Annotated in this window: 20 protein-coding genes; 10 read left to right on the top strand and 10 right to left on the bottom strand. The window is 34.0% G+C overall.

What is annotated here, in order from left to right; genetic code table 11:
* Positions 1-15: 15 nt before the first annotated feature.
* A complete protein-coding gene (locus AK212_RS00675) occupies positions 16-1326 on the top strand; it encodes a Na+/H+ antiporter NhaC family protein (RefSeq protein WP_053028618.1) in 1311 nt (436 codons plus the stop codon).
* Positions 1327-1452: 126 nt separating this feature from the next.
* On the top strand, positions 1453-1968 hold the full coding sequence (locus tag AK212_RS00670; RefSeq protein WP_053029049.1) for an SRPBCC family protein: 516 nt from the start codon (positions 1453-1455) through the stop codon (positions 1966-1968).
* 154 nt (positions 1969-2122) lie between these two features.
* On the opposite strand, the gene AK212_RS00665 is transcribed toward AK212_RS00670, so the two are convergent.
* A complete protein-coding gene (locus tag AK212_RS00665; protein ID WP_053028617.1) occupies positions 2123-2884 on the bottom strand; it encodes a MurR/RpiR family transcriptional regulator in 762 nt (253 codons plus the stop codon).
* Between the two features lie 190 nt (positions 2885-3074).
* Here AK212_RS00665 and AK212_RS00660 point away from each other — a divergent pair, with 190 nt between their 5' ends.
* Positions 3075-4676, top strand: coding sequence for an alpha-glucoside-specific PTS transporter subunit IIBC (locus tag AK212_RS00660; RefSeq protein WP_053028616.1), 1602 nt, complete (start codon positions 3075-3077; stop codon positions 4674-4676).
* Between the two features lie 255 nt (positions 4677-4931).
* Here the strand turns inward: AK212_RS00660 and AK212_RS00655 are convergent, their stop codons facing one another.
* Positions 4932-5462, bottom strand: a complete 531-nt coding sequence (locus tag AK212_RS00655) for a hypothetical protein (protein WP_053028615.1) — start codon at positions 5460-5462, stop codon at positions 4932-4934.
* Positions 5463-5771: 309 nt separating this feature from the next.
* On the opposite strand from AK212_RS00655, the gene AK212_RS00650 reads away from it, so the two are divergent.
* Both AK212_RS00650 and AK212_RS00645 read left to right on the top strand, forming a co-directional pair.
* Positions 5772-6416, top strand: coding sequence for an HAD family hydrolase (locus tag AK212_RS00650; RefSeq protein WP_053028614.1), 645 nt, complete (start codon positions 5772-5774; stop codon positions 6414-6416).
* Positions 6417-6421: 5 nt separating this feature from the next.
* The gene (locus tag AK212_RS00645) at positions 6422-6613 is read left to right on the top strand and encodes a hypothetical protein (RefSeq protein WP_053028613.1); all 192 of its coding nucleotides are present in this window, start codon (positions 6422-6424) and stop codon (positions 6611-6613) included.
* Between the two features lie 122 nt (positions 6614-6735).
* Here AK212_RS00645 and AK212_RS00640 read toward each other — a convergent pair whose 3' ends face one another.
* On the bottom strand, positions 6736-6927 hold the full coding sequence (locus AK212_RS00640; RefSeq protein WP_053028612.1) for a hypothetical protein: 192 nt from the start codon (positions 6925-6927) through the stop codon (positions 6736-6738).
* The gene (locus AK212_RS00635) at positions 6927-7277 is read right to left on the bottom strand and encodes a hypothetical protein (protein WP_053028611.1); all 351 of its coding nucleotides are present in this window, start codon (positions 7275-7277) and stop codon (positions 6927-6929) included. Before AK212_RS00635 ends, AK212_RS00640 begins: the two co-directional genes overlap by 1 nt.
* Positions 7278-7699: 422 nt before the next feature.
* Here AK212_RS00635 and AK212_RS00630 point away from each other — a divergent pair, with 422 nt between their 5' ends.
* Positions 7700-9088, top strand: a complete 1389-nt coding sequence (locus tag AK212_RS00630) for an amino acid permease (protein WP_053028610.1) — start codon at positions 7700-7702, stop codon at positions 9086-9088.
* Positions 9089-9534: 446 nt separating this feature from the next.
* On the opposite strand, the gene AK212_RS00625 is transcribed toward AK212_RS00630, so the two are convergent.
* From AK212_RS00625 to AK212_RS00600, 6 genes are all read right to left on the bottom strand, one after another.
* Positions 9535-10407, bottom strand: a complete 873-nt coding sequence (locus tag AK212_RS00625; protein ID WP_053028609.1) for a MurR/RpiR family transcriptional regulator — start codon at positions 10405-10407, stop codon at positions 9535-9537.
* Positions 10408-11841: a PTS transporter subunit EIIC gene (locus AK212_RS00620; protein WP_053028608.1), complete on the bottom strand. Its 1434-nt coding sequence runs from the start codon at positions 11839-11841 to the stop codon at positions 10408-10410.
* A gap of 12 nt (positions 11842-11853) precedes the next feature.
* Complete coding sequence (murQ, locus tag AK212_RS00615) at positions 11854-12741, bottom strand: N-acetylmuramic acid 6-phosphate etherase (RefSeq protein ID WP_053028607.1); 888 nt, start codon at positions 12739-12741, stop codon at positions 11854-11856.
* On the bottom strand, positions 12741-13793 hold the full coding sequence (locus tag AK212_RS00610) for a MupG family TIM beta-alpha barrel fold protein (RefSeq protein ID WP_053028606.1): 1053 nt from the start codon (positions 13791-13793) through the stop codon (positions 12741-12743). The genes murQ and AK212_RS00610 overlap by 1 nt, the downstream gene beginning before the upstream one ends.
* 221 nt (positions 13794-14014) lie before the next feature.
* On the bottom strand, positions 14015-14365 hold the full coding sequence (locus AK212_RS00605) for a hypothetical protein (protein ID WP_053028605.1): 351 nt from the start codon (positions 14363-14365) through the stop codon (positions 14015-14017).
* Positions 14366-14438: 73 nt separating this feature from the next.
* The gene (locus AK212_RS00600; RefSeq protein WP_053029048.1) at positions 14439-15137 is read right to left on the bottom strand and encodes a helix-turn-helix transcriptional regulator; all 699 of its coding nucleotides are present in this window, start codon (positions 15135-15137) and stop codon (positions 14439-14441) included.
* 388 nt (positions 15138-15525) lie between these two features.
* Between AK212_RS00600 and AK212_RS00595 the strand changes: the two genes are divergently transcribed.
* From AK212_RS00595 to AK212_RS00580, 4 genes are all read left to right on the top strand, one after another.
* The gene (locus AK212_RS00595; protein WP_053028604.1) at positions 15526-16317 is read left to right on the top strand and encodes an inositol monophosphatase family protein; all 792 of its coding nucleotides are present in this window, start codon (positions 15526-15528) and stop codon (positions 16315-16317) included.
* Positions 16318-16427: 110 nt separating this feature from the next.
* On the top strand, positions 16428-17369 hold the full coding sequence (locus AK212_RS00590) for an LCP family glycopolymer transferase (protein WP_053028603.1): 942 nt from the start codon (positions 16428-16430) through the stop codon (positions 17367-17369).
* A 367-nt stretch (positions 17370-17736) separates the two neighbouring features.
* A complete protein-coding gene (gene fdhF / locus AK212_RS00585) occupies positions 17737-20691 on the top strand; it encodes a formate dehydrogenase subunit alpha (protein ID WP_053028602.1) in 2955 nt (984 codons plus the stop codon).
* The gene (locus AK212_RS00580; RefSeq protein ID WP_053028601.1) at positions 20691-21164 is read left to right on the top strand and encodes a helical membrane plugin domain-containing protein; all 474 of its coding nucleotides are present in this window, start codon (positions 20691-20693) and stop codon (positions 21162-21164) included. Before fdhF ends, AK212_RS00580 begins: the two co-directional genes overlap by 1 nt.
* Positions 21165-21187 lie beyond the last annotated feature (23 nt).

Below are 21187 nucleotides of genomic sequence, written 5' to 3'. Positions count from 1 at the left end.
GAAAGTAGGTTAAGTATGGAAGAACAAAGAAAAGGCAATGCATGGGCATTACTGCCACTAGTATTATTTATTGCCTTGTTTTTAGGTGTTGGTGCAGTTACAGGTGATTTTACAAATATGCCCCTTAATGTAGCAATCACAATTACTGTTATCGTTGCCTTAATTATGAATAGAAAAGAAACATTCGCAAATAAAGTTGAGGTATTTACAAGAGGTGCAGGTCATTCAAACATTATTTTGATGGTCTTTATCTTTATATTGGCCGGTGCCTTTTCAACCACAACTGAAAAAATGGGTGGCGTTGAATCAACTGTAAATTTAGGTTTATCATTAATACCGCAGAATTTAATTATCGTTGGTTTATTTGTAATATGTATGTTTGTTTCTATTTCAATGGGTACTTCAGTAGGAACCGTTGCGGCATTAGCACCTGTTGGCTTTGGGTTTGCTCAAGCAACGGATATTCCAGCAGCGTTAGCAATGGGTACGGTTGTAGGTGGTGCCATGTTCGGCGATAATTTATCGATGATTTCTGATACAACGATAGCTGCCGTTCGAACGCAAAAGACACGAATGAAAGATAAATTTAAAGTGAATTTTTGGATTGTATTACCAGGAGCACTATTAACAATTGTTGTCTTATTCTTCCTTACTAATGGTATTTCAATAGATCACTCTAAAAGCTATGATTACAATTTAATTAAAGTCATTCCTTACGTATTGGTATTAGCCTTAGCACTGATTGGTGTGAATGTAATCATCGTTTTAATCGGTGGTACATTATTATCTGGTTTGATTGGCTTGTTTGATGGTTCTTTTGGTTGGAAGGGATTATTACAAGCAGTATCAGAAGGAATTATTGGTATGGAGGATATTGCAATCATTGCAGTGCTTATTGGTGGTTTAGTTGGAATCATTCAACACAATGGTGGCATTGAATGGTTACTGAATTTTGTTCGTTCTAAAGTTAAAACGAAACGTGGCGCAGAATTTGGTATTGCTGGATTAGTGAGTGCTGCAGATATTGCAACAGCTAATAATACAATTTCAATTATCATGTCGGGGCCACTTGCGAAAAATATTGCTGATGAATATGATGTTGATCCGCGTAAATCAGCAAGTTTGTTAGATATATTTGCGGGATGTTTCCAAGGCTTTTTACCTTATAGTCCACAAGTCATTGCAGCAGCTGGCGTGGCAAGTATATCTCCGTTTAGTGTTATGCCGTATTGTATTTATTCCTTTTTACTAGGAATTTGTGGCATTTTAGCTATTATATTAAGATATCCACGTGTTAAAGCTAAGCCGAACAGCAATCCTAAGTAATCAGCTCAGTTGTGTAGGTTGTTTTTTTTAAGAAATTTAAAATAATTAAACATTTTAATAGTTCAAAGTTTGGAACTGTATTGAAATACGTTAAAATAGAAGTAAGAGTGAAAGTAGGTGAAACAAGTGGCAAAATATAATGTAGAGAATGAACATGTTGAAATTCATATCGAACGCTTATTGAAATACTCACCAGAATTAGTATATCAAGCTTGGACAGACGAAGATTTATTAAAACAATGGTTTATGACTTCTCAACGTACAAATAAATCTATTGATGTAGATATGAAAGAAGGCGGTTCATATCGAATTGTAGATTCACGTAATGGGCGTCAAAATATAATTCAAGGTACATATCAAGAACTCGTTAATAACGAGTATATTAAAATGACAATTGGTATGCCTGAATTAAGTGATCAAGAAGATATTATTGAAGTCGAATTTGAAGAACGTGAAAGTGGCGGTACACAAATGTTCTTCTATTATCAGTCATTAGTCGAACGTGAAAGACGTTTAACAACATTAGAATATAAACAAAAGAAAAAAGAATATCATGACTCAACTGTTCATGGTCTAGAATTGATGTTCGATAAAATGCATCAAATACTTGAACAATATGTAGAAGATAATCAATTATTATAATCAATGACTGAAACGACTACAAACATTGACAGTAGTTGGTTGATTTCAGTTAACAATGGTCTCATGATATCTCAATATAAGTCAGTCATAAAAGTAGGGGTGGTACACTACATTCATTACGAATGGTGTACCACCCCTAGTTTGTTAATCGCGCTTAACTGAGTTCACCGCTATCTTTTCGTTCGTTATATTTTCGTAGTAATGTTTCGAAGAAAATATGATAACTAATAAAACTTGAGTAATCTGTACCATCATATAAATAGAACGTATTACTTGATACATAAACGTTGTAGCTAGCCTTTTGCGCTAGTGTATTATCTTTCATTGTTGTCACTGAGATAAAATATTTTTGACGTAATTGAAGTAGATTAGTTACATCTGAAAGTTGATGACTTTCACCAGAAAGAGAAATAATGAAAAATAAATCTTCAGCTACTGAACGGTTCAGTACCATCTTTAATTCGTGTACGTCATGTAAGACAATGATATTTTTATGCATTGTTAACAATATTCGTTGCGCTTCTTCCGCAACGTTCTTTTGCGCGCGACCGGTGCCATATAAATAAACAGTAGATGCATGATTCAGTTTATCTGTAATCAAATTATAATCGATGCGATCTAAATAGCTAAATGTTGTTTCTATTTCTTGTTTAAAAGCATCCATTGAATCTTTTGGCAGTTGACTTAAATGTTCACTTTCAAATTTAAGATAGGATTTAAAGTCACTATAACCATCAAATCCTAACTTTCGTGTGAAACGATGAATCGTAGCATTAGATGCATGAGTGAATTGCGAGAGTTCATGTATTTTTAAAGTTTTACATTGATTGACATGCGTATTTACAAAATGTGCAATTTGAAGGTCGTTATCATTTAACTTGTCGAAATTAGCATTTACTTTTTCATCTAATAGCACAAAGACACCTCTCATTCTTTCCTGAAAATATTTTCATGTATAGAAAACATAAACTGATTATACAAAATTATTTCAAAATCGGTCAACGTCATTGTATATGTGTAAGCGTTTACTATAATAGATATTAAGAAAACGCTTTTATATGTACGATGGACTTAAGTACAACATAGAAAGATTTGGGGGTTAAATTATGAACGCTATTAAACGATTTGGGAGTGCTATGATCGTTCCCGTATTAATGTTTGCATTCTTTGGGATTGTATTAGGTTTTGCGACATTATTCAAAAATCCAACTATCATGGGCGGATTAGCAAATGATCATACATTTTGGTTTAAATTTTGGTCTGTGATTGAATCAGGTGGTTGGGTAATCTTCAATCATATGGAAATCGTATTCGTGGTTGGATTGCCTTTATCATTAGCTAAGAAAGCACCTGGTCATGCTGCTTTAGCTGCATTAATGGGCTATTTAATGTTTAATACATTTATCAACGCGATTTTAACGCAATGGCCACATACATTTGGTGCCAACTTAGAAAAAGGTGTTGAAAATGTAACTGGCTTAAAAGCAATTGCTGGTATCGAAACATTAGATACAAATATTCTTGGTGGTATCATTATTTCTGCCATCGTGACATGGATACATAACCGATTCTATAGCAAGAAATTACCAGAAATGTTAGGTGTATTCCAAGGTTTAACATTTGTTGTAACAATATCATTCTTTGTTATGTTACCAATTGCAGCAATCACATGTGTTGTATGGCCAACAATACAAAGTGGTATTGAATCAATGCAACATTTCATTATCGCATCTGGTTATATTGGTGTTTGGTTGTATCATTTCTTAGAACGTGTGTTAATTCCAACTGGTTTACATCACTTCATTTATGCACCAATTGAAGTAGGTCCAGTTGTAGCAAAAGATGGACTTAAAGCAGAATGGTTTAGACATTTAAATGAGTTTGCTGAAAGTAGTAAACCTTTAAAAGAACAATTCCATTATGGTTTCATGTTACAAGGTAACGGTAAAGTGTTTGGTGCGATTGGTATTGCATTAGCAATGTATTCTACAACGCCTAAAGCAAACCGTAAAAAGGTTGCAGCATTGTTAGTACCAGCTACTTTAACTGCGGTAGTTGTTGGTATTACTGAACCTTTAGAATTTACATTCTTATTTATCGCACCTTACTTATTTGTAATTCATGCATTATTAGCAGCGACAATGGATACAATTATGTATGGTTTCGGCGTTGTTGGTAACATGGGCGGCGGTTTACTTGATTTCATCGCGACGAACTGGATTCCATTAGGACAAAATCATTGGTTAACTTATGTAGCTCAAGTTGTGATAGGCTTTATTTTCTCAGGTATCTATTTCGTTGTATTCAGATACTTAATCTTGAAATTTGATATTCCATTACCAGGACGTCGAGCTGAAGAAGAAGTTAAATTATTCTCTAAGAAAGATTACAAAGAGAAAAAAGGCGATGGAAATACGGATAATTCAGGCTTTGAACCTAGCAATGAATATGAAGCGAAAGCACATTATTATTTAGAAGGATTAGGCGGAAAAGAAAATATTAAAGACGTTACAAATTGTACAACGCGTTTACGCTTAACAGTTAATGATGAAACAAAAGTTGAAGATAGTGCTTATTTCACTCATGAACAAATGGCTCATGGCCTCGTGAAAAGTGGTAAAAACGTTCAGGTGGTAGTTGGAATGACTGTCCCACAAGTACGTGAAGCATTTGAACATTTAGTTTATGATGACAATGATAAAAAATAATGTATTTAAGTAAAAGGCCAGCAGAAAATCTGGAATAAGATTTTCTACTGGTCATTTTTTGTATACAATCCTATTTTGGTAAAACGTTTCTATCACTTGCTCACCATAAACAGAGCGTCACTTGGATTTAAACCCATTGTTATCATAAAAAGAAAATACATAAGGAGTAGGACAGAATGCTATTTAAATTCTTTGTCCCACTCCTAACTAGTTTGGTTATTCTACGTATTATAGATTTACTATGATGATAGTTAATTAAGAAATGTTTGCTTTATGTAGTACACGTGTTTTATAAGATGCAGAAAGAATATCAATATTTCTGCATGCAATCGTTTGTAGTAATTTGCTGAATGTTTCAGGTGCACAACATATGCTTGCACAGTTGTTATTTAATGTGTATTTGATATCAAAGTTATTTGAGAAATAAGTCATAATATCAATAACTTTATCTTTAATGAATGCATCTTGGAGGCCGTCTATTGCTAAATCGAAACGTTTAGATGATTGATAAGGTTGTTCCGTATCTAGTAACGTATTTACTCGTTTAGGAGATAAAATCTGATAAATTGAGAATTGATAAAAACTTAAAAAGCTAATAAAATATGGCAGTTGCTGCTTAGGTAAGCTAACTTCTAAAACGGGTATATCATCGTATTTGATTATTGAATATTGAAATGAATCGCAAAATTTAACGTCTTTGCAGACTTTAATTAAATGTTTTCGAGTTGATCTAGATTTTAAACCTACAATGTTGATAATGTAAGTTTCAAATTTGTCTAACAACATGCAATGACCTCCTATATTTATTTAACGTATGTAAAAAGCATTTAGCCTGTAAATTCCCTTAAGTCGTACACCGTTCTTTTATACACACTGATTGTATCACTCTTTATTAATATTAGCACTAGGACTTTTGAATGAAGTTCGATTTAATTATTTTGTAATCCAATCGTAACGCGATTTAACATGGAATTAAATTGACGCATTCAAATAGTGTTTCCTTTTAAACGTGTTAGTACGTATTCGGCGAAGTATGAAATTCATATGTCATATGATAAACTTAGCAATAATTGGAGTAATTAAAGGAGCAATCTTATGTATAAAGCTGTAGTATTTGATTTCGACGGTACCATTATAGATACTGAGAAACACTTATATGAAATAATTAACAAACATCTTTCATTTCATGGCGTGAAACCTGTGACACTTGAGTTTTACAGAAGTCACATTGGGGGACATGCGCAAGGGTTACATGACTATCTTGAACAACAAATTGGTATTGAGAAGAAACAAAAAATATATGATGAACATAATAATACGAGTCATGAATTAGATATTATCGACACAGTGTCTTCATTAATGAAATATTTAAAACAACGACACATACCTATGGCGATTGCGACAAGTAGTTATAGGGAAGAAATTATGCCTACGATTCAAACGTTAGGTATTAACGATTATATTGATGTGATTGTAGGAAGAGAAGATGTTGAAGCGGTGAAACCAGACCCAGAGCTTTATTTAACGGCTGTACAACGCTTAAATTATTCACCTGCACATTGCTTAGCTATTGAAGATTCAGCCAATGGCGCTACTGGTGCAATGAATGCTGGGTTAGATGTAATTATTAATACAAATGAGATGACAGAAGCACAAGACTTCTCTGACATAGCTTATGTCGGCAAAGATTTAAGCTTTGAAGAGATAGTAAATACATTCTTTGAAGCGAATAAGGAGTAAATATGATGTCGTGGCAAATTATCATATTCTTTTTAGCAGGTCCTATTATCATAGGCATAGGAAATTTAGTATTAGGCCCTATATTTAGTAAACATATACCTTTTAAAGTTCAAGTGCGTTCTTTCGTTGTCGGTACAATGATCTATTTGATTTTAGCTACTATAGGCTATTACTTATTGTTACAAGGAAGAATATAAAGCACTCGTATGATAGTTAGTAAATAGAAAAGAGTGGGAGTGGGACAGAATTCTTTTAAATTCGTCGTCCCACTCCCTCTTTCTATAAAAATCTAGTTTTACGATTAGATTATGATTACCGCTTAGTTCATAAATACTTTTAATATAATAGTGACGATTAATAAGACGATGAGAATTAAATCAATACCTACCATAATTGTATAACGTGTGGATTTTTGACCTTGTGATTTAGCTTGTTGCATCGCTTTATAATTAGGCACTAAACTTAGTATAAGTAAGACAATAATTAAAATGATACCTATTGTGACAGACATTATTTTGTACCTCCATTCTGTTTATCAATCCATTCCCAAATAAATCCTGCTAAAAGGCCAACAATGAGACCCGCTATAACACCCATTTCCAGTGTAAAGAAGAGGGCACCTATAATTATGAAAATAATTAAAGCGATTGGCAACGTAATGCCAAATTTTAACTTACGCTCATCTGAATTGAAAATTGTAAACACAGCAAAATATAATAAGAAAAAAGTTAAAGTTGCGATTAGTGTTCTTATGATTAGTGGATTAACGGTATCATGATTGGCACTGAAATAGTTTAATAGAAAGAAAACGATGCCAAATATAATAGAAATTTTAACACTCTTTTTTAACAATGCTTGCATTCATTAATACTCCTTGTATTGATCAGTAAAAATTCTAACAAAAGTATATCACACTCTAAATTAATTTTTGCGACATCCTCATCCATTAAACGCTTAGAAAATGATTATAAACAATTGAATTAAAAAAAGATTATTTGCAAAAGTGAAAAATCTCAATAAAAAATATTGTAAAAAGTAACTTTGTTTAAATGGCAAAAATACTGTAAAATCAAGGTTTTTAAAAATTTGAAAAGAGTTATTACAACAGTAATGGAAGCGATTTCAAAAAGTTGTAAAATTTATGTTTTAATTTTGTCAAATTATAGTATAATAACTTCATTAAGGTAAAGGAACTTTTAAGGGAAAAGAAGGAAAGCAAAAGAGGGTTTTCTGAAAGACAAAAGTATTCGAACCTTAGATTTAATAGAGATGGGGTTATTTTAATGGATAACAATGAATTACATAGGGGGCTAAGTGCACGTCAAATTAGAATGATCGCACTTGGTGGTACTATTGGTGTTGGTTTATTTATGGGAGCAACAAGTACGATTAAATGGACTGGTCCATCAGTTATTTTTGCATATTTAATCGCAGGGATCTTTTTATTCTTAATCATGAGAGCAATGGGGGAAATGATTTACTTAAATCCAACTACTGGATCTTTCGCTACATTTGCGAGTGATTACATTCACCCTGCAGCAGGATATATGACAGCATGGAGTAATATCTTCCAATGGATTGTTGTAGGAATGAGTGAAGTTATTGCAGTGGGCGAGTATATGAATTATTGGTTCCCAAACTTGCCACAATGGATTCCTGGTGTCGTTGCGGTGCTACTATTATTAGCAGCTAACTTAACTTCTGTAAAAGCATTCGGTGAATTTGAATTCTGGTTTGCAATGATTAAAGTTGTAACAATTATATTAATGATCATTGCTGGTTTAGGATTAATCTTCTTTGGAATTGGTAATGGTGGCCATGCGATTGGACTTTCAAATTTATGGTCTCATGGTGGCTTTATGCCTAATGGATTTGTAGGTTTCTTCTTTGCATTATCAATTGTTATTGGTTCTTACCAAGGCGTTGAATTAATTGGTATCACTGCCGGAGAAACAAAAGATCCTCAGAAAAATATTAAAAGTGCAGTAAACGGTGTTATCTGGCGTATATTAATTTTCTACATTGGTGCGATTTTCGTAATTGTTACTATCTACCCATGGGATCAATTAGGTGAAATCGGTAGCCCATTCGTAGCTACATTTGCTAAAATTGGTATCACTTTTGCAGCTGGATTAATTAACTTCGTTGTTTTAACTGCAGCATTATCTGGATGTAACTCAGGTATCTTTAGTGCAAGTCGTATGATTTTTACATTAGGTCAAAAAGGTCAAATGCCTAAAATCTTTACACGAGTTATGAAAAATGGTGTACCATTCTATCCAGTATTAGCCATTGCTTTAGGTATCTTAGTAGGTGCGTTATTAAATGTTATTCTTCCTTTATTTATTAAAGGTGCGGATAGTATTTTCGTATATGTATATAGTGCATCTATATTACCTGGTATGATTCCTTGGTTTATGATTTTAATTAGTCACATTCGTTTCAGAAGATTGCATCCTGAGAAGGTTGAAGGTCATCCATTCAAAATGCCAGGTGGAACGTTTGCGAGTGCAATTACAATCTTATTCTTATTAATTGTATTAATTGGCATGTTATTCAACAAAGAAACAGTTGTTTCAGTTGTCATTGGTATTATTTTCTTAGCAGCGGTAACGACTTACTACTTCGTTCGTGGACATCACAAAAATGATGGATACCGTAAAGTTAAATAAGCGCATAAATAAATCAAAATCAAACATCATCAACACATGATTCAAAATGGACTAAGACACACAGTGCTTAGATTCATATGAAGGGGAGTGGTACAATGAATTTAAATCAATTCTGTGCCGCTCTCTTTTTAACGCTTTTACCGAAAGAAAGCGTCGTAACAAAAAGAGCTAAAACCCAAGTCATAATGTCTTGGTTACATTAAATAAGAGGCTGGGACATAAATAATATAATGAGGCTATTTTTGCAAATTCGCAGTAGCTGACTGAACTGAGAAGGCGCTTGATTCAAGCTTTTCTCAGTTCTAGTCATCCTTGCGGGCGGGGCCCCAACAAAGAGAATTTCACTAAGAAATTCTACAAGCAAAGCAAGTTGGGAGTGGGACAACGAATTTAAAAAGAATTCTGTCCCACTCCCTCTTCTATATCTTATTTCTTGTTTGAAAAGGTTAATGCTTAAATTCCACATTTGATAAATGTTTACGATAATTATCGAGTGCCATTTTTGATTGCGTGATAAAATCTAATGACGTTTCATAATTTAATGCAATATAACGATAGAAAAGAACATCAATCGTAAACATCTGAGCAAATAAAGAAGTAGTTGCCCCCATACGCAATTCATTTTCGTCTGAATGGCCATACGTTAGAACAATATCAGAAAGCTTGGCTACATGATTATGCTCAGAACTTGAGATGGTAATAATTGGAATATGGTAATCTGAAACCACTTTGACCATTGCTCGAAGTTCACTTTGATCGCCGTTATTCGTTATAAATACTACACAATCATCTTTATCATGCGTAGACAACATCGTTGTAAATAAATGTGTTTCTTGTACAAGTTGAACATTTAGCCCAATACGCGATAATTTTTGATATAAATCCGTAGCACAGACGTATGATGCGCCATAGCCAAATATAAAAATCGTATTCGCACGTTTAAACTGTTTGCATATGTTATCTATTGTTGCATTATCCGCAAAGGTAGAACTCTTTTGAAGTGCTTCTTCTGCACGATGATATAACTTCTTTTTTAAAGTGTCTACCGACTCATTGTTAAGCAGTTCAATCTTATACGGTGTTTCTTGTTTAGGGAATAATGTTGCTAACTGTGTTCTGACTTCATGAAAGCTTTGATTAATTAATTTTTGGCTATATCGATTTAATGTTGAAACACTCATTTCCAGTTCTTCAGCAATCTCCTGATTCGACATGCGAATCACTTTATGTGGTGAGTTTAATATAAATCGTGATAGTTTCTTTTCATTTTTAGAAAAAGAAGGATAATTGTCGTCGATTAAATATAAAATATTTGTCATCTAATCACCTAGTTTATTTAAGTTTCTCATTTCTTTAGTCGTACCGAAAAAGTATGTGAAAATAAAACCACCTAGGTACGCAGATAGTAATCCTATAATGTAGCCTAAATATTTCTGATGTGCAATTAAAGGTAATAATGAAATACCACTAGGTCCTATTGCGGTAGCACCGATATGACCAATTCCACCGATAACCGCACCTCCAATACCACCACCGATACAAGCGGTAATAAAAGGTCGACCTAATGGTAAAGTCACACCATAAATAAGCGGTTCACCAATTCCTAAGAAACCAACAGGTAATGCACCTTTAATCGCATTTCTTAGTGTTGTATTGTGCTTACATCTTACCCATAAAGCTAAAGCTGCACCTACTTGTCCAGCACCAGCCATTGCTGCGATAGGTAGTAAGTAAGTTGCACCAGATTGATTAATTAATTCGATGTGTATCGGGGTGAATATATGATGTAAGCCTAACATAACAAGTGGTAAGAAGAACGCACCTATAATAAATCCGCTAAATATGCCACCTACACCAATGACCCAATTTACGACGCCAACCAAACCGTCAGATATAAATCCGGCAATAGGCATAATTAGGAATATCGTTAGCAAACCTATAATGAGTAATGATATTGTTGGTGTTACGATAATATCTATCGCATTTGGAACGACTTTATGTAACTTTTTCTCAATCATACTTAATAACCATACTGCTAAGATAACCCCTATAATACCACCTTGACCTGCTAATAAAGGTTCACCAGTAAAGATATTTTTGATTGGGTTGTCTTCGGTAATACCTGTTAATAATGTGGTACCCCCAATAACACCACCTAAACCTGGCGTTGCACCAAATACTTTAGCAGCATTAAATCCAGTAAAGATAGCTAAATACGCTAACATACCATCTTTAATGACATTAAGTACGGCTACAAGCTGTTTGACCCAATCGGCTGAAATAGTGCCTGCTGTAATAAAGTTATTGAGTACTGCCGCAATACCACCAATTAAACCGGCACCTATAAATGCAGGAATTAATGGTATAAAGATGTTAGCAATAGACTTTAAAATCTTGTTTAGTTTACTTTGTTTGTGCTTTTGTTGATAGTCACTTTTATTTTCTTTAGCTTGCGCTTCAATATTAGACTTATTGCTATGGTGGGGGATATCTTCTCCTAGTTGTACACCGCTTAGCTTAACCATTTCAGCTGATACCTTATTAACTGTACCGGGACCAACCACGACTTGAAGACGCTCATCTTGTACTACGCCGAGTACACCATCTATAGTTTTAAGTTTTGAGTAATCAATTTTTGACTCATCATTTATTTTTAAACGCACACGTGTCATACAATGAATGATATTATCCACGTTATCAATGCCACCAACCGCATCTAAGATATGATGGGCTAATTGTTGATCCTTATTCATATCATTGCCTCCTTAAGATTGAATTGCTTGTTTCACAATACCGTTATGCTTTGCTAGTCTCGATTTAGCATCACTTTTCGTTGTGTCACATAGATTCATAACGATTGCCACTTTGATATCATTGTCAGCTTGTTGATATAAGGATTGCGCTTCTTCAAAAGTTAAGCCACAAATGTCTTCAATAATATGTATAGAGCGTTGTTCAAGTTTGTAATTTGTCGCCTTTAAGTCAACCATCAAGTTATCATACACTTTTCCAACACCAATCATAGTCATAGTTGATATCATATTAAGCACAAGCTTTTGTGCTGTGCCTGATTTTAGTCTCGTAGAGCCAGCTAATACTTCAGGTCCAACATTGACTTCAAGTGCATGATTAGCGATTGTACTGATGTCACTATTTGAATTGCATGATAGAGCGACTGTCATTGCATTGATTTCATTAGCGTACGTTAACGCTCCTTTAACATAAGGCGTACGTCCACTTGCGGAAATACCTATGACAACATCTTTATGATTTAAATGGATTGTTTTTAAATCGGTCATTCCCATTTCTACGTTATCTTCAGCACCTTCGATTGCTTCAGTCATAGCTTGTTGACCTCCAGCAATTAAACCGATCACTTCATTTGGCTGTGTATTAAAGGTTGGAACACATTCGGCTGCATCTAATATACCTAAACGACCACTTGTACCTGCTCCAATATATATAATGCGACCACCATCGCGAAATCGAGTGATGGTTGCTTCAATGACTTTATTTAACTGTGGCAGTATAGAGGCTACTGCTTTAGCTACTAATTGATCTTCTTGATTCATTGCTTTTAAAGCTTCTAAAATAGACATTTCATCTAAATGCATCGTTTGTGTATTTCTACTTTCAGTTGTTAAATGTTCCATTAGCGTTTCTCCTTTTCAGTAATAAATTCAAAAGTGTCACCAGGTTGGATTAAGTCAATCATTGCTATATCTTCAGCACATATTGAAGCAACATGATTAATCGCTTTATGACTAGGCAAATTTGATTTAATAATTTGCAACTCACCTTCGTAACGTTTGTTAAGTGAATTATCCACAGTAATATCTCCTCTAGTGCGATTATGGTTCGAATGATTATTAGGAGGAATACTGACCTTTGTTGCTCTAGAATACTTAGATCGTATGACATGTTCTGGCGCATCAAGACGAGATGTATGATGTTTGAAGATGAGTTGCTCGTATGATTCATCAAAATAAGTTAGACGAAGCTTGAAATGACGATGATCAACCATCTGCTGTAAAGCGATTGCCTCTGAGCGAGTGATAGCAGTGTCACCAATAAGAATATAGTTTAGTTTAGAATGAACTAAAGCTTGTGCAGATTGAAGTAACGTCATATGTCTGTGTTGCTCAATAGTTGGAAGTCCCTTGAATATTGGACCTCTAAAAGTAGTTCCAGGAATAAAGGCCATAATCGGAGCATGTTCATCATATTTTCGTATAAGTTCATTTTGTTGTTCAATGAAACTTAAAGCTAAACCTGTATCAGGTCTAGGGTAGTAATTATGGCAAAAATAGATTTTCGGTAATGATTTTTGATTGTAAAGTGTATCAAGGATATGAGCAGTAATCGTACTAGCATTTAAACAACACTTTAAATGATGCTGATATAAGTCTTCTATTAAACTACGCTTAAAATCTTCATCTATTCTAATAACAAAATCCCCATTTGGAAATTGATCGAAAAAACGGTAAACGTTTTGATTCAGCAATGAAGGATTGATATCAATGATATAGGTTACTGATGTATCTTTTAATAATTGACATAATTCTCCCAAATACGTCAATTTTGTCTCATCATTTTCCTCAGGTATTTGTAATGATGTGAAAATAACGTCATAACCAAGATGAACCATATCTAAAATATAAGAAGTATTTAATGGTTGACCTAAATAGACTGAGAAACCTAGCATGTGAATCCTCCTTAATTACTGTAATCACTTACAATTATAGCGTTTCACGTTTTTTATTACAATTTACATATATATTATATAATTTTTATATTTAATTGGTGGATCGCTAAGTATTCAAAGATGAGATTGAATGACAGAATTGACGTGAATTTATAACTAAGAAAGATGCATAAAAGTTTGAAGAAGTCATGGGTATCGATGGTTGTACAAGGGAAATGAAACTACTGGAACACATTTAACAAGTGAACGAATGTTTGGTGAATTTGATTTTGGCGTTGTTGTAAATCAATTAATATCGTTCCTTGTTGAAAATCATGTAACGGGTGTGAGGATAAATGATTCAGTAATTTATTATAAGCATGTTTGAGTTCAAGGGAAGGTGATGTGTGACTGTTGTTGGCGTCATTTTGAAGCGTTAAAGCTAAATCATGACTAAAATGATGAATCGAAGTATGATACGCATCAATTTCTTGATTTAAGTACCGGTCATCCATTAGATAGTAATATCGTATCTTTTCGATGTGCGTGAGTAGCACAATGAGTTGTTGACGAATTTGAGTTAATTGATCCAAGGTATGTGAAACTCCTTACTTTGCAGGTATTAAGTCATAAAAGAGGTAGAACGTAGAGGACCAACCGAACATATTAGTCAGTATGCTCGATTGGATTTAAAAATTGAGTATAATTTTGTATTGAAATATCGTATGTTTTAATCGTCTTTTCGAAGGAATAAGAAATATCATAAATATCGAGTACTGGTAGCTCCCGTGTTCGACCTAAACCGATTTCATATATAATGGCTAGCCATTCACCATTACGACATAGTAAACCAATAAATATCACATTTTCAGCAATAGTGTCATGATGATCATTGAAGTCAATCAGCATAACATTTCGCTCAGAACTATAGATTAATATGTCTGTAAATAGACGAGGTAAAGTAATTTGTTCTGTATCTTCGAATTTAATTAAGTCAGTCATATGGGTGAGTGATTTACGAACATGCGTGTTAGGTATATTGATAAGCTGATTAATAATAGATTCAATCACTTTCGTATAAGGTAATGTTGAATAAGATTGGCTTTCTATTAAGGTTAAATATAGAGATATCAATTGCTGTTCATTAAAATGAATTTGTATTTTATCCTCAGAATTTTGAATTTGATAGCCACCATGTTTCCCTTTATGTGCGTATATTTGAACACCTTGATTTTCTAAATCAGCAATGTCACGACTAATTGTACGAACAGAAACATTTAAGTGTTGTGCCAATTCTGATGCATTGATTGTTTTGCCTTGTTGTATCAATGAAATAATTTGATTTTGGCGATCCAATTTCTTCAACATAAACACCACCTATAACCATTACATATTACATTAATTATAACATAACACTGATATTGAAGACATTTTGAGAATAGTCGTAGATTATGTGTGTAAAATTAAACATTTTTTATTTAGAAAACGCTTACAAATTAAAGTGTTTTATGCTAATATATTATTTGTAACAGGGGAGAACGAATTCAAACAAAGGGGTAGAAGCTATATAACAGATAGCTTGTTGTGAATCGTTCGAGTTACATCGAAACATCTTCAATATTTATTACTTACTTTCCTTTCTATTTGTCGGCTAGCAGATGACTAGCCGATTTTTTTGTGTCGCAATTTAAAAATACCTATGACAAATAAATACAGTAAGATACAATAAAGTGAAATAGATCGTTGAGGTGAAATGATGCAAAATGAACTTCATTATATAGATACACATATCATGAATTGGTTAACACACTTAGATGATGTTATTCCACAATTAATCAAAGATATGTCTACGGATACCAAACTAAATCGCTTTGATTTAGTTACTAATGTAGACAAGCAACTTCAAAACAAATTTGAAACGTATTTAGCTGAACACTTTCCTGGTCATCAATTGTTAGCTGAAGAAAAAGATAATGATACGATTCAGCCATACGAGGGTCATTTATGGATTATGGATCCAATTGATGGTACGGCAAATTTAGTTAAGCAACAAGAAGATTATTGTATTATCATTGCATATTTCGTTGAAGGGGAACCTAAACTGTCGTACATATATGATTATCCTCATGATAAATTGTACAAGGCTATAGCGGGTAAGGGGGCATATGTTAATGGTCAGCCATTATTGCCACCTCGTGAATTACAATTACGTGATGCTATCATTTCGTTTGGAACACAATATATAAATGAGGATACAAGTAAAGCATTATATGATGCGTCATTCAGCGTGAGAAATATTGGATCATGTGGATTAGATTCAGTTAGAGTCATCAAAGGGCAATTTGGCGCACATATTAATACAAACCCTAAACCGTGGGATATAGCTGCACAATTTTTATTTGCAAAAGAATTAAATCTGGAAATGACACAATTAAATGGCGAACCGTTAGACTTTGCTAAGAGTGGTCCTTTCATTATTAGTAACCGTGGTTGTTATAAAGCTATTTTGGCTATTATCAATCGAGATGGTGGCTATCATATTTAATACTTATAATCGCTAGTTTAAGAAAAGTTAGTTCTTAAGACGTATAGCAAGTTAATCATTTTAATATATAATTATGATATTAATTCATAAAAAAGAATAGGAGTGGTAGGATGCGTAGAACGCATAAACGAATGAGCCTGCCCGTAAAAATAGTTACATGGTTTATAGGGATATTGTTTGTACTAGCAATTGTAGCGACAATTTTTGTGGTGGCTAGTATTTTTATCACGAGTGGTAAGATTCATAATCCATTAAATAGACAACATTCAGAACTGAGATCAAATAATATCAGTTTATCTAACGGTGACCCATTTACCATTGCATTATTTGGTGTTGACTCAGATGCACAACGTAAAAGTCAAAATGATGGTGAAAGAAGTGACACAATCATGCTTCTTTCTATTAATCCGAAGAAACAAACAACAGAAATCGTTAGTGTGCCTCGAGATACACAAGCTGATATTGTAGGTAAAGGTACAACAGAGAAAATCAATCATGCTTATGCTTATGGTGGGCCGACGATGGCTGTTAAATCATTAGAGAAACTAATGAATGTTCCTATCGATCATTATGCGACGGTTGATATGGATGGCTTACATGATATGATTGATGCTTTAGGTGGCGTCGATGTTACGAGTAATGATACTTTCACTACGAAAGGAACAAACTTTGTAAAAGGTCAATCCACACACGTAGATGGTGATACTGCAATGGCCTTTATACGTAGTCGTAAAGAAGAGGGCGCTGGTGGCGATTTCGGTCGTCAAGAACGACAACAATTGATCCTTCAAGCGATGGCAAATAAGATGACAAGTGCGTCAGCATTGACACATTTCCCATCATTGATGAATCAAATCCAGAAAAATGTAAAAACAGATTTAACGTTAAATGACATGAACGATATTAGAAAAAATTATAAAAACGCCAATGCAACAGTGAACCGTCATCAATTAGAAGGGCAAGGAGGCATTCAAGATGATGGTCTTTGGTACTTTATACCAAATGATGACTCAAAACAGAACGCTACAGATGTGTTAAATAATAACTTGTAAGCATAATGAACGGGACAAAAGTTAAAATAAATGCGTTGTCCCACGCTTTCTCTTTTGCTATTCAAGTAAACCTATACTTATAGAGGTAGGCTATCAAACTCAAAAGTGTTTGGTCCTACCTCTTTTTATATACTCTAAAAAATTAAAATATAATAAATCTTTAAAAATTAATTTTGTAATAGTGGAATGTATTATTAATATTTAATTCTTTTAAAATTGCAAAAATTTATGAAACGCTTAACATTTAATGAAATAAGTAATACAATTAATGTAATTCTATGTTCAATATATGCGGGGTATTGGAATGGAATGGTTACGTCGTTAAAGTCATTTTATGGAAAATTTTAATATAGATGGGGTGGAGAGTATGCAAGAACATTTAATCGTCACGCTTGATGGCACAGATTATCTTGTAGAACCAGGAACAAGTTTGCTCGAGTTTATAAAATCTCGTGATACTTTCGTACCTTCAATTTGTTATAACGAGTCAATGGGACCAATCCAAACATGTGATACATGTATGGTCGAAATTGACGGCAAAATTGAACGTGCGTGTAGCACTGTTGTAGATCGACCTATGACAGTTAATACTCAAAATAGCGATGTGAAAGCGAGCCAAAAAGAAGCTTTAGATCGTATTTTAGAAAAACACATGTTGTATTGTACAGTATGTGATTATAACAACGGTGACTGTGAAATACATAACGCCATGGATGCATGGGGGTTAGAGGAGCAGTCATACGAATATAAGACGAAGCCATATGAAAAAGACTATGGTCCATTTTATCGATATGACCCAGATCAATGTATTCTCTGTGGTCGATGTGTCGAAGCATGTCAGGATATCGAAGTAAATGAAACCATCTCAATCGACTGGAATCGTGAACATCCTAGAGTTATCTGGGATAATGATGTTCCAATTAATGAGTCATCATGTGTATCATGTGGTCAATGTGCAACTGTTTGTCCTTGTAATGCCATGATGGAAGTTAATATGGAGGGCAATGCTGGTTATATGACAGATACTGAACCAGGTTCATTAGCAGCAATGATTGATTTAACTAAGAAAGCTGAACCAGGTGATGGTCTATTATTCGCAGTATCAGATTCTGAAGCGGAAATGCGTAAAGAACGTATTAAGAAAACGAAAACGGTTTGTACATATTGTGGCGTAGGTTGCTCATTTGATGTATGGACTAAAGATAGAGAAGTGCTTAAAGTTCAACCATCACACGATTCACCAGCAAACAAAATTGCTACATGTGTGAAAGGTAAATTCTCTTGGGGTCATATTAATTCAGACCAACGTTTAACAAAACCACTTGTGAGAAAAGATGGCGAGTTCCATGAAGTTGAATGGGATGAAGCATTGGATGTAATTGAATCTAACTTCAAACGTATTAAAGATGAATACGGTGGCGATCACCTAGCATTTATCGCATCTTCTAAAGGAACAAATGAAGAGTCATATTTAATGCAAAAACTTTCAAGACAAGTTTTCGGTTCTAACAATGTTGATAACTGTTCAAGATATTGTCAAGCTCCAGCTACAAAAGGCTTATTTAGAACAGTTGGTCATGGTGGGGACTCAGGCTCAATTGAAGATCTTGAAAAAGCAGCAATGACAGTTTTAATCGGTACCAATACTGCTGAAGCACACCCAGTTATTGCTTCAAGAATGAAACGTGCACAAAAATTATTCGGACAAAAAATGCATGTATTCGATATCAGAAAACATGAAATGGCAGAGCGTGCGGATGCCTTCTATCAACCGAAACCAGGTACGGATTTAGTATGGCTTGGTGCGGCTACGAAATACATCATTGATCATGATTTACATGATAAAGATTTCTTAAATGAATGGGTAGATAATTATGATGAATATTACAAATCATTAGAATTATTTACGATGGATTTTGCTGAAGAAGCAACTGGTATTCCAAAAGAACAAATCATTAGTTTTGCTGAAGAGGCTGCAAAAGCTGAATCAATGTCAATTTGTTGGGCAATGGGTGTTACGCAACAAGATATTGGTAGTGATACAAGTACAGCCATTTCTAACTTATTACTTGTCACAGGTAACTACAGAAAACCAGGTTCAGGTGCGTATCCGTTACGTGGTCACAATAACGTACAAGGTGCAAGTGACATGGGTAGTATGCCTGACCAATTCCCAGGCTATCAAAAAGTGGCCGACGATGAAGTTAGAGCGAAATTTGAAAAAGAATATGGTGTTGCATTAAACCCAACACCTGGACGTGACAATCACCAAATGATGGAAGGTATCCATAATGGAGATATTCAATCATTATACTTATACGGTGAAGATACAGGTATTGTAGATTCTAATATTAATTTTGTTCAATCAGCTTTAGAAAAAGTAGACTTCCTAGTAGTTCAAGATGAATTCTTAACATTTACAGCAACTTATGCAGACGTTGTCTTACCAGCAAGTCCATCATTAGAAAAAGATGGTACGTTCACAAATACAGAACGTCGTATTCAACGTATTAACAAAGCATTACAACCATTAGGTGAGTCTAAACCAGACTGGGAAATCTTCCAATTGATTGCGCAACGTATGGGTGCGGATTGGAATTATAAACATCCAAGTGAAATCATGGATGAAATCGCACGATTAACACCATCTTATTCAGGTGTAAGCTATGATCGATTACAAGGTTTCAACAGTCTTCAATGGCCAGTAGCACCAGACGGTTCAGATGAACCAACGTTATATATGAATGGATTTAATTTTGAAAATGGTCGTGCTAAATTATTCCCATTGACATTTGATAACTTCTTTAAAGAAGACGAAGTGTATGACCTACATGTGAATAACGGTCGTTTACTTGAACATTTCCATGAAGGTAATATGACATATCAAACTGAAATGATTAAATATAAAATGCCTAATGCATTTGTTGAAATTTCACCAGAACTAGCAAAAGAACGTGATATTCATGAAGGTGCAGAACTACGATTGATTTCTGAAACTGGGGAAGCAACATTGATTGCCACAATTACCGATCGAGTTAAAGGTAAAGAAATCTATATTCCTTTAAATAATGATGCTATGTCAAATGGTGATTTAGGTGCTATCAATAAATTAACGAACAGTGATGTCGATCAATATACAGACACACCATCATATAAACGAACAAGTTGTCGTATGGAAGTATTGACACGTAAAGGTAAGTCACCATTAAATCCAACCAACTTCCGTGTCGATAAGCAACGTAATCCGCAATATAGTGTCCAAGTACAGAAAAAATGGGAACGTCCTGATTATGTTTTCCCAGGAAATGTGGTGGATAAATAATGGCTGAAAGAATAACAAAAATTAAACGTTTAGAGAAGTCTGAAGCGCAAATTAAACTTGAAAGTATTAATGAAGTCACAGATGCTATTGCTGAAAATAAAGATAGTATTTTAAAAGCAATTCGTATAGTGAAAGCATTAGATGAGGCGAAAATTCTTGATTTAATGAATGGTGGCATTAGAGGTCGTCAAGTGATTATTAATAAATTTATGACCGAGCTTAATAAAGACTTATATGCAGGTTTAATTACAAATTTAGCACCAATGGTCTTTATGTTAGGTGAGCTCAATGTACAAGAATTAAGCCAATTCTTAAATAAACTGAATAAAGGCTTACATGTTGCAAATCAAGCTAATCCTAATGCTAAAACAAGTATTCGTAGTCTAATGGGTGTCCTTAAAGACGATGATATGAATCGTAGCTTAACATATATGCTTAACTTACTGAAAGGTATGTCAAGAGACGAGAAATAATGTAATTAAAATAAGTAAGGAGT

The organism is Staphylococcus borealis, from assembly GCF_001224225.1.
Classification (GTDB): domain Bacteria; phylum Bacillota; class Bacilli; order Staphylococcales; family Staphylococcaceae; genus Staphylococcus; species Staphylococcus borealis.
Note: the sequence above shows the minus strand (reverse complement) of the source record. Positions and strands in the feature narration are given on the sequence as shown.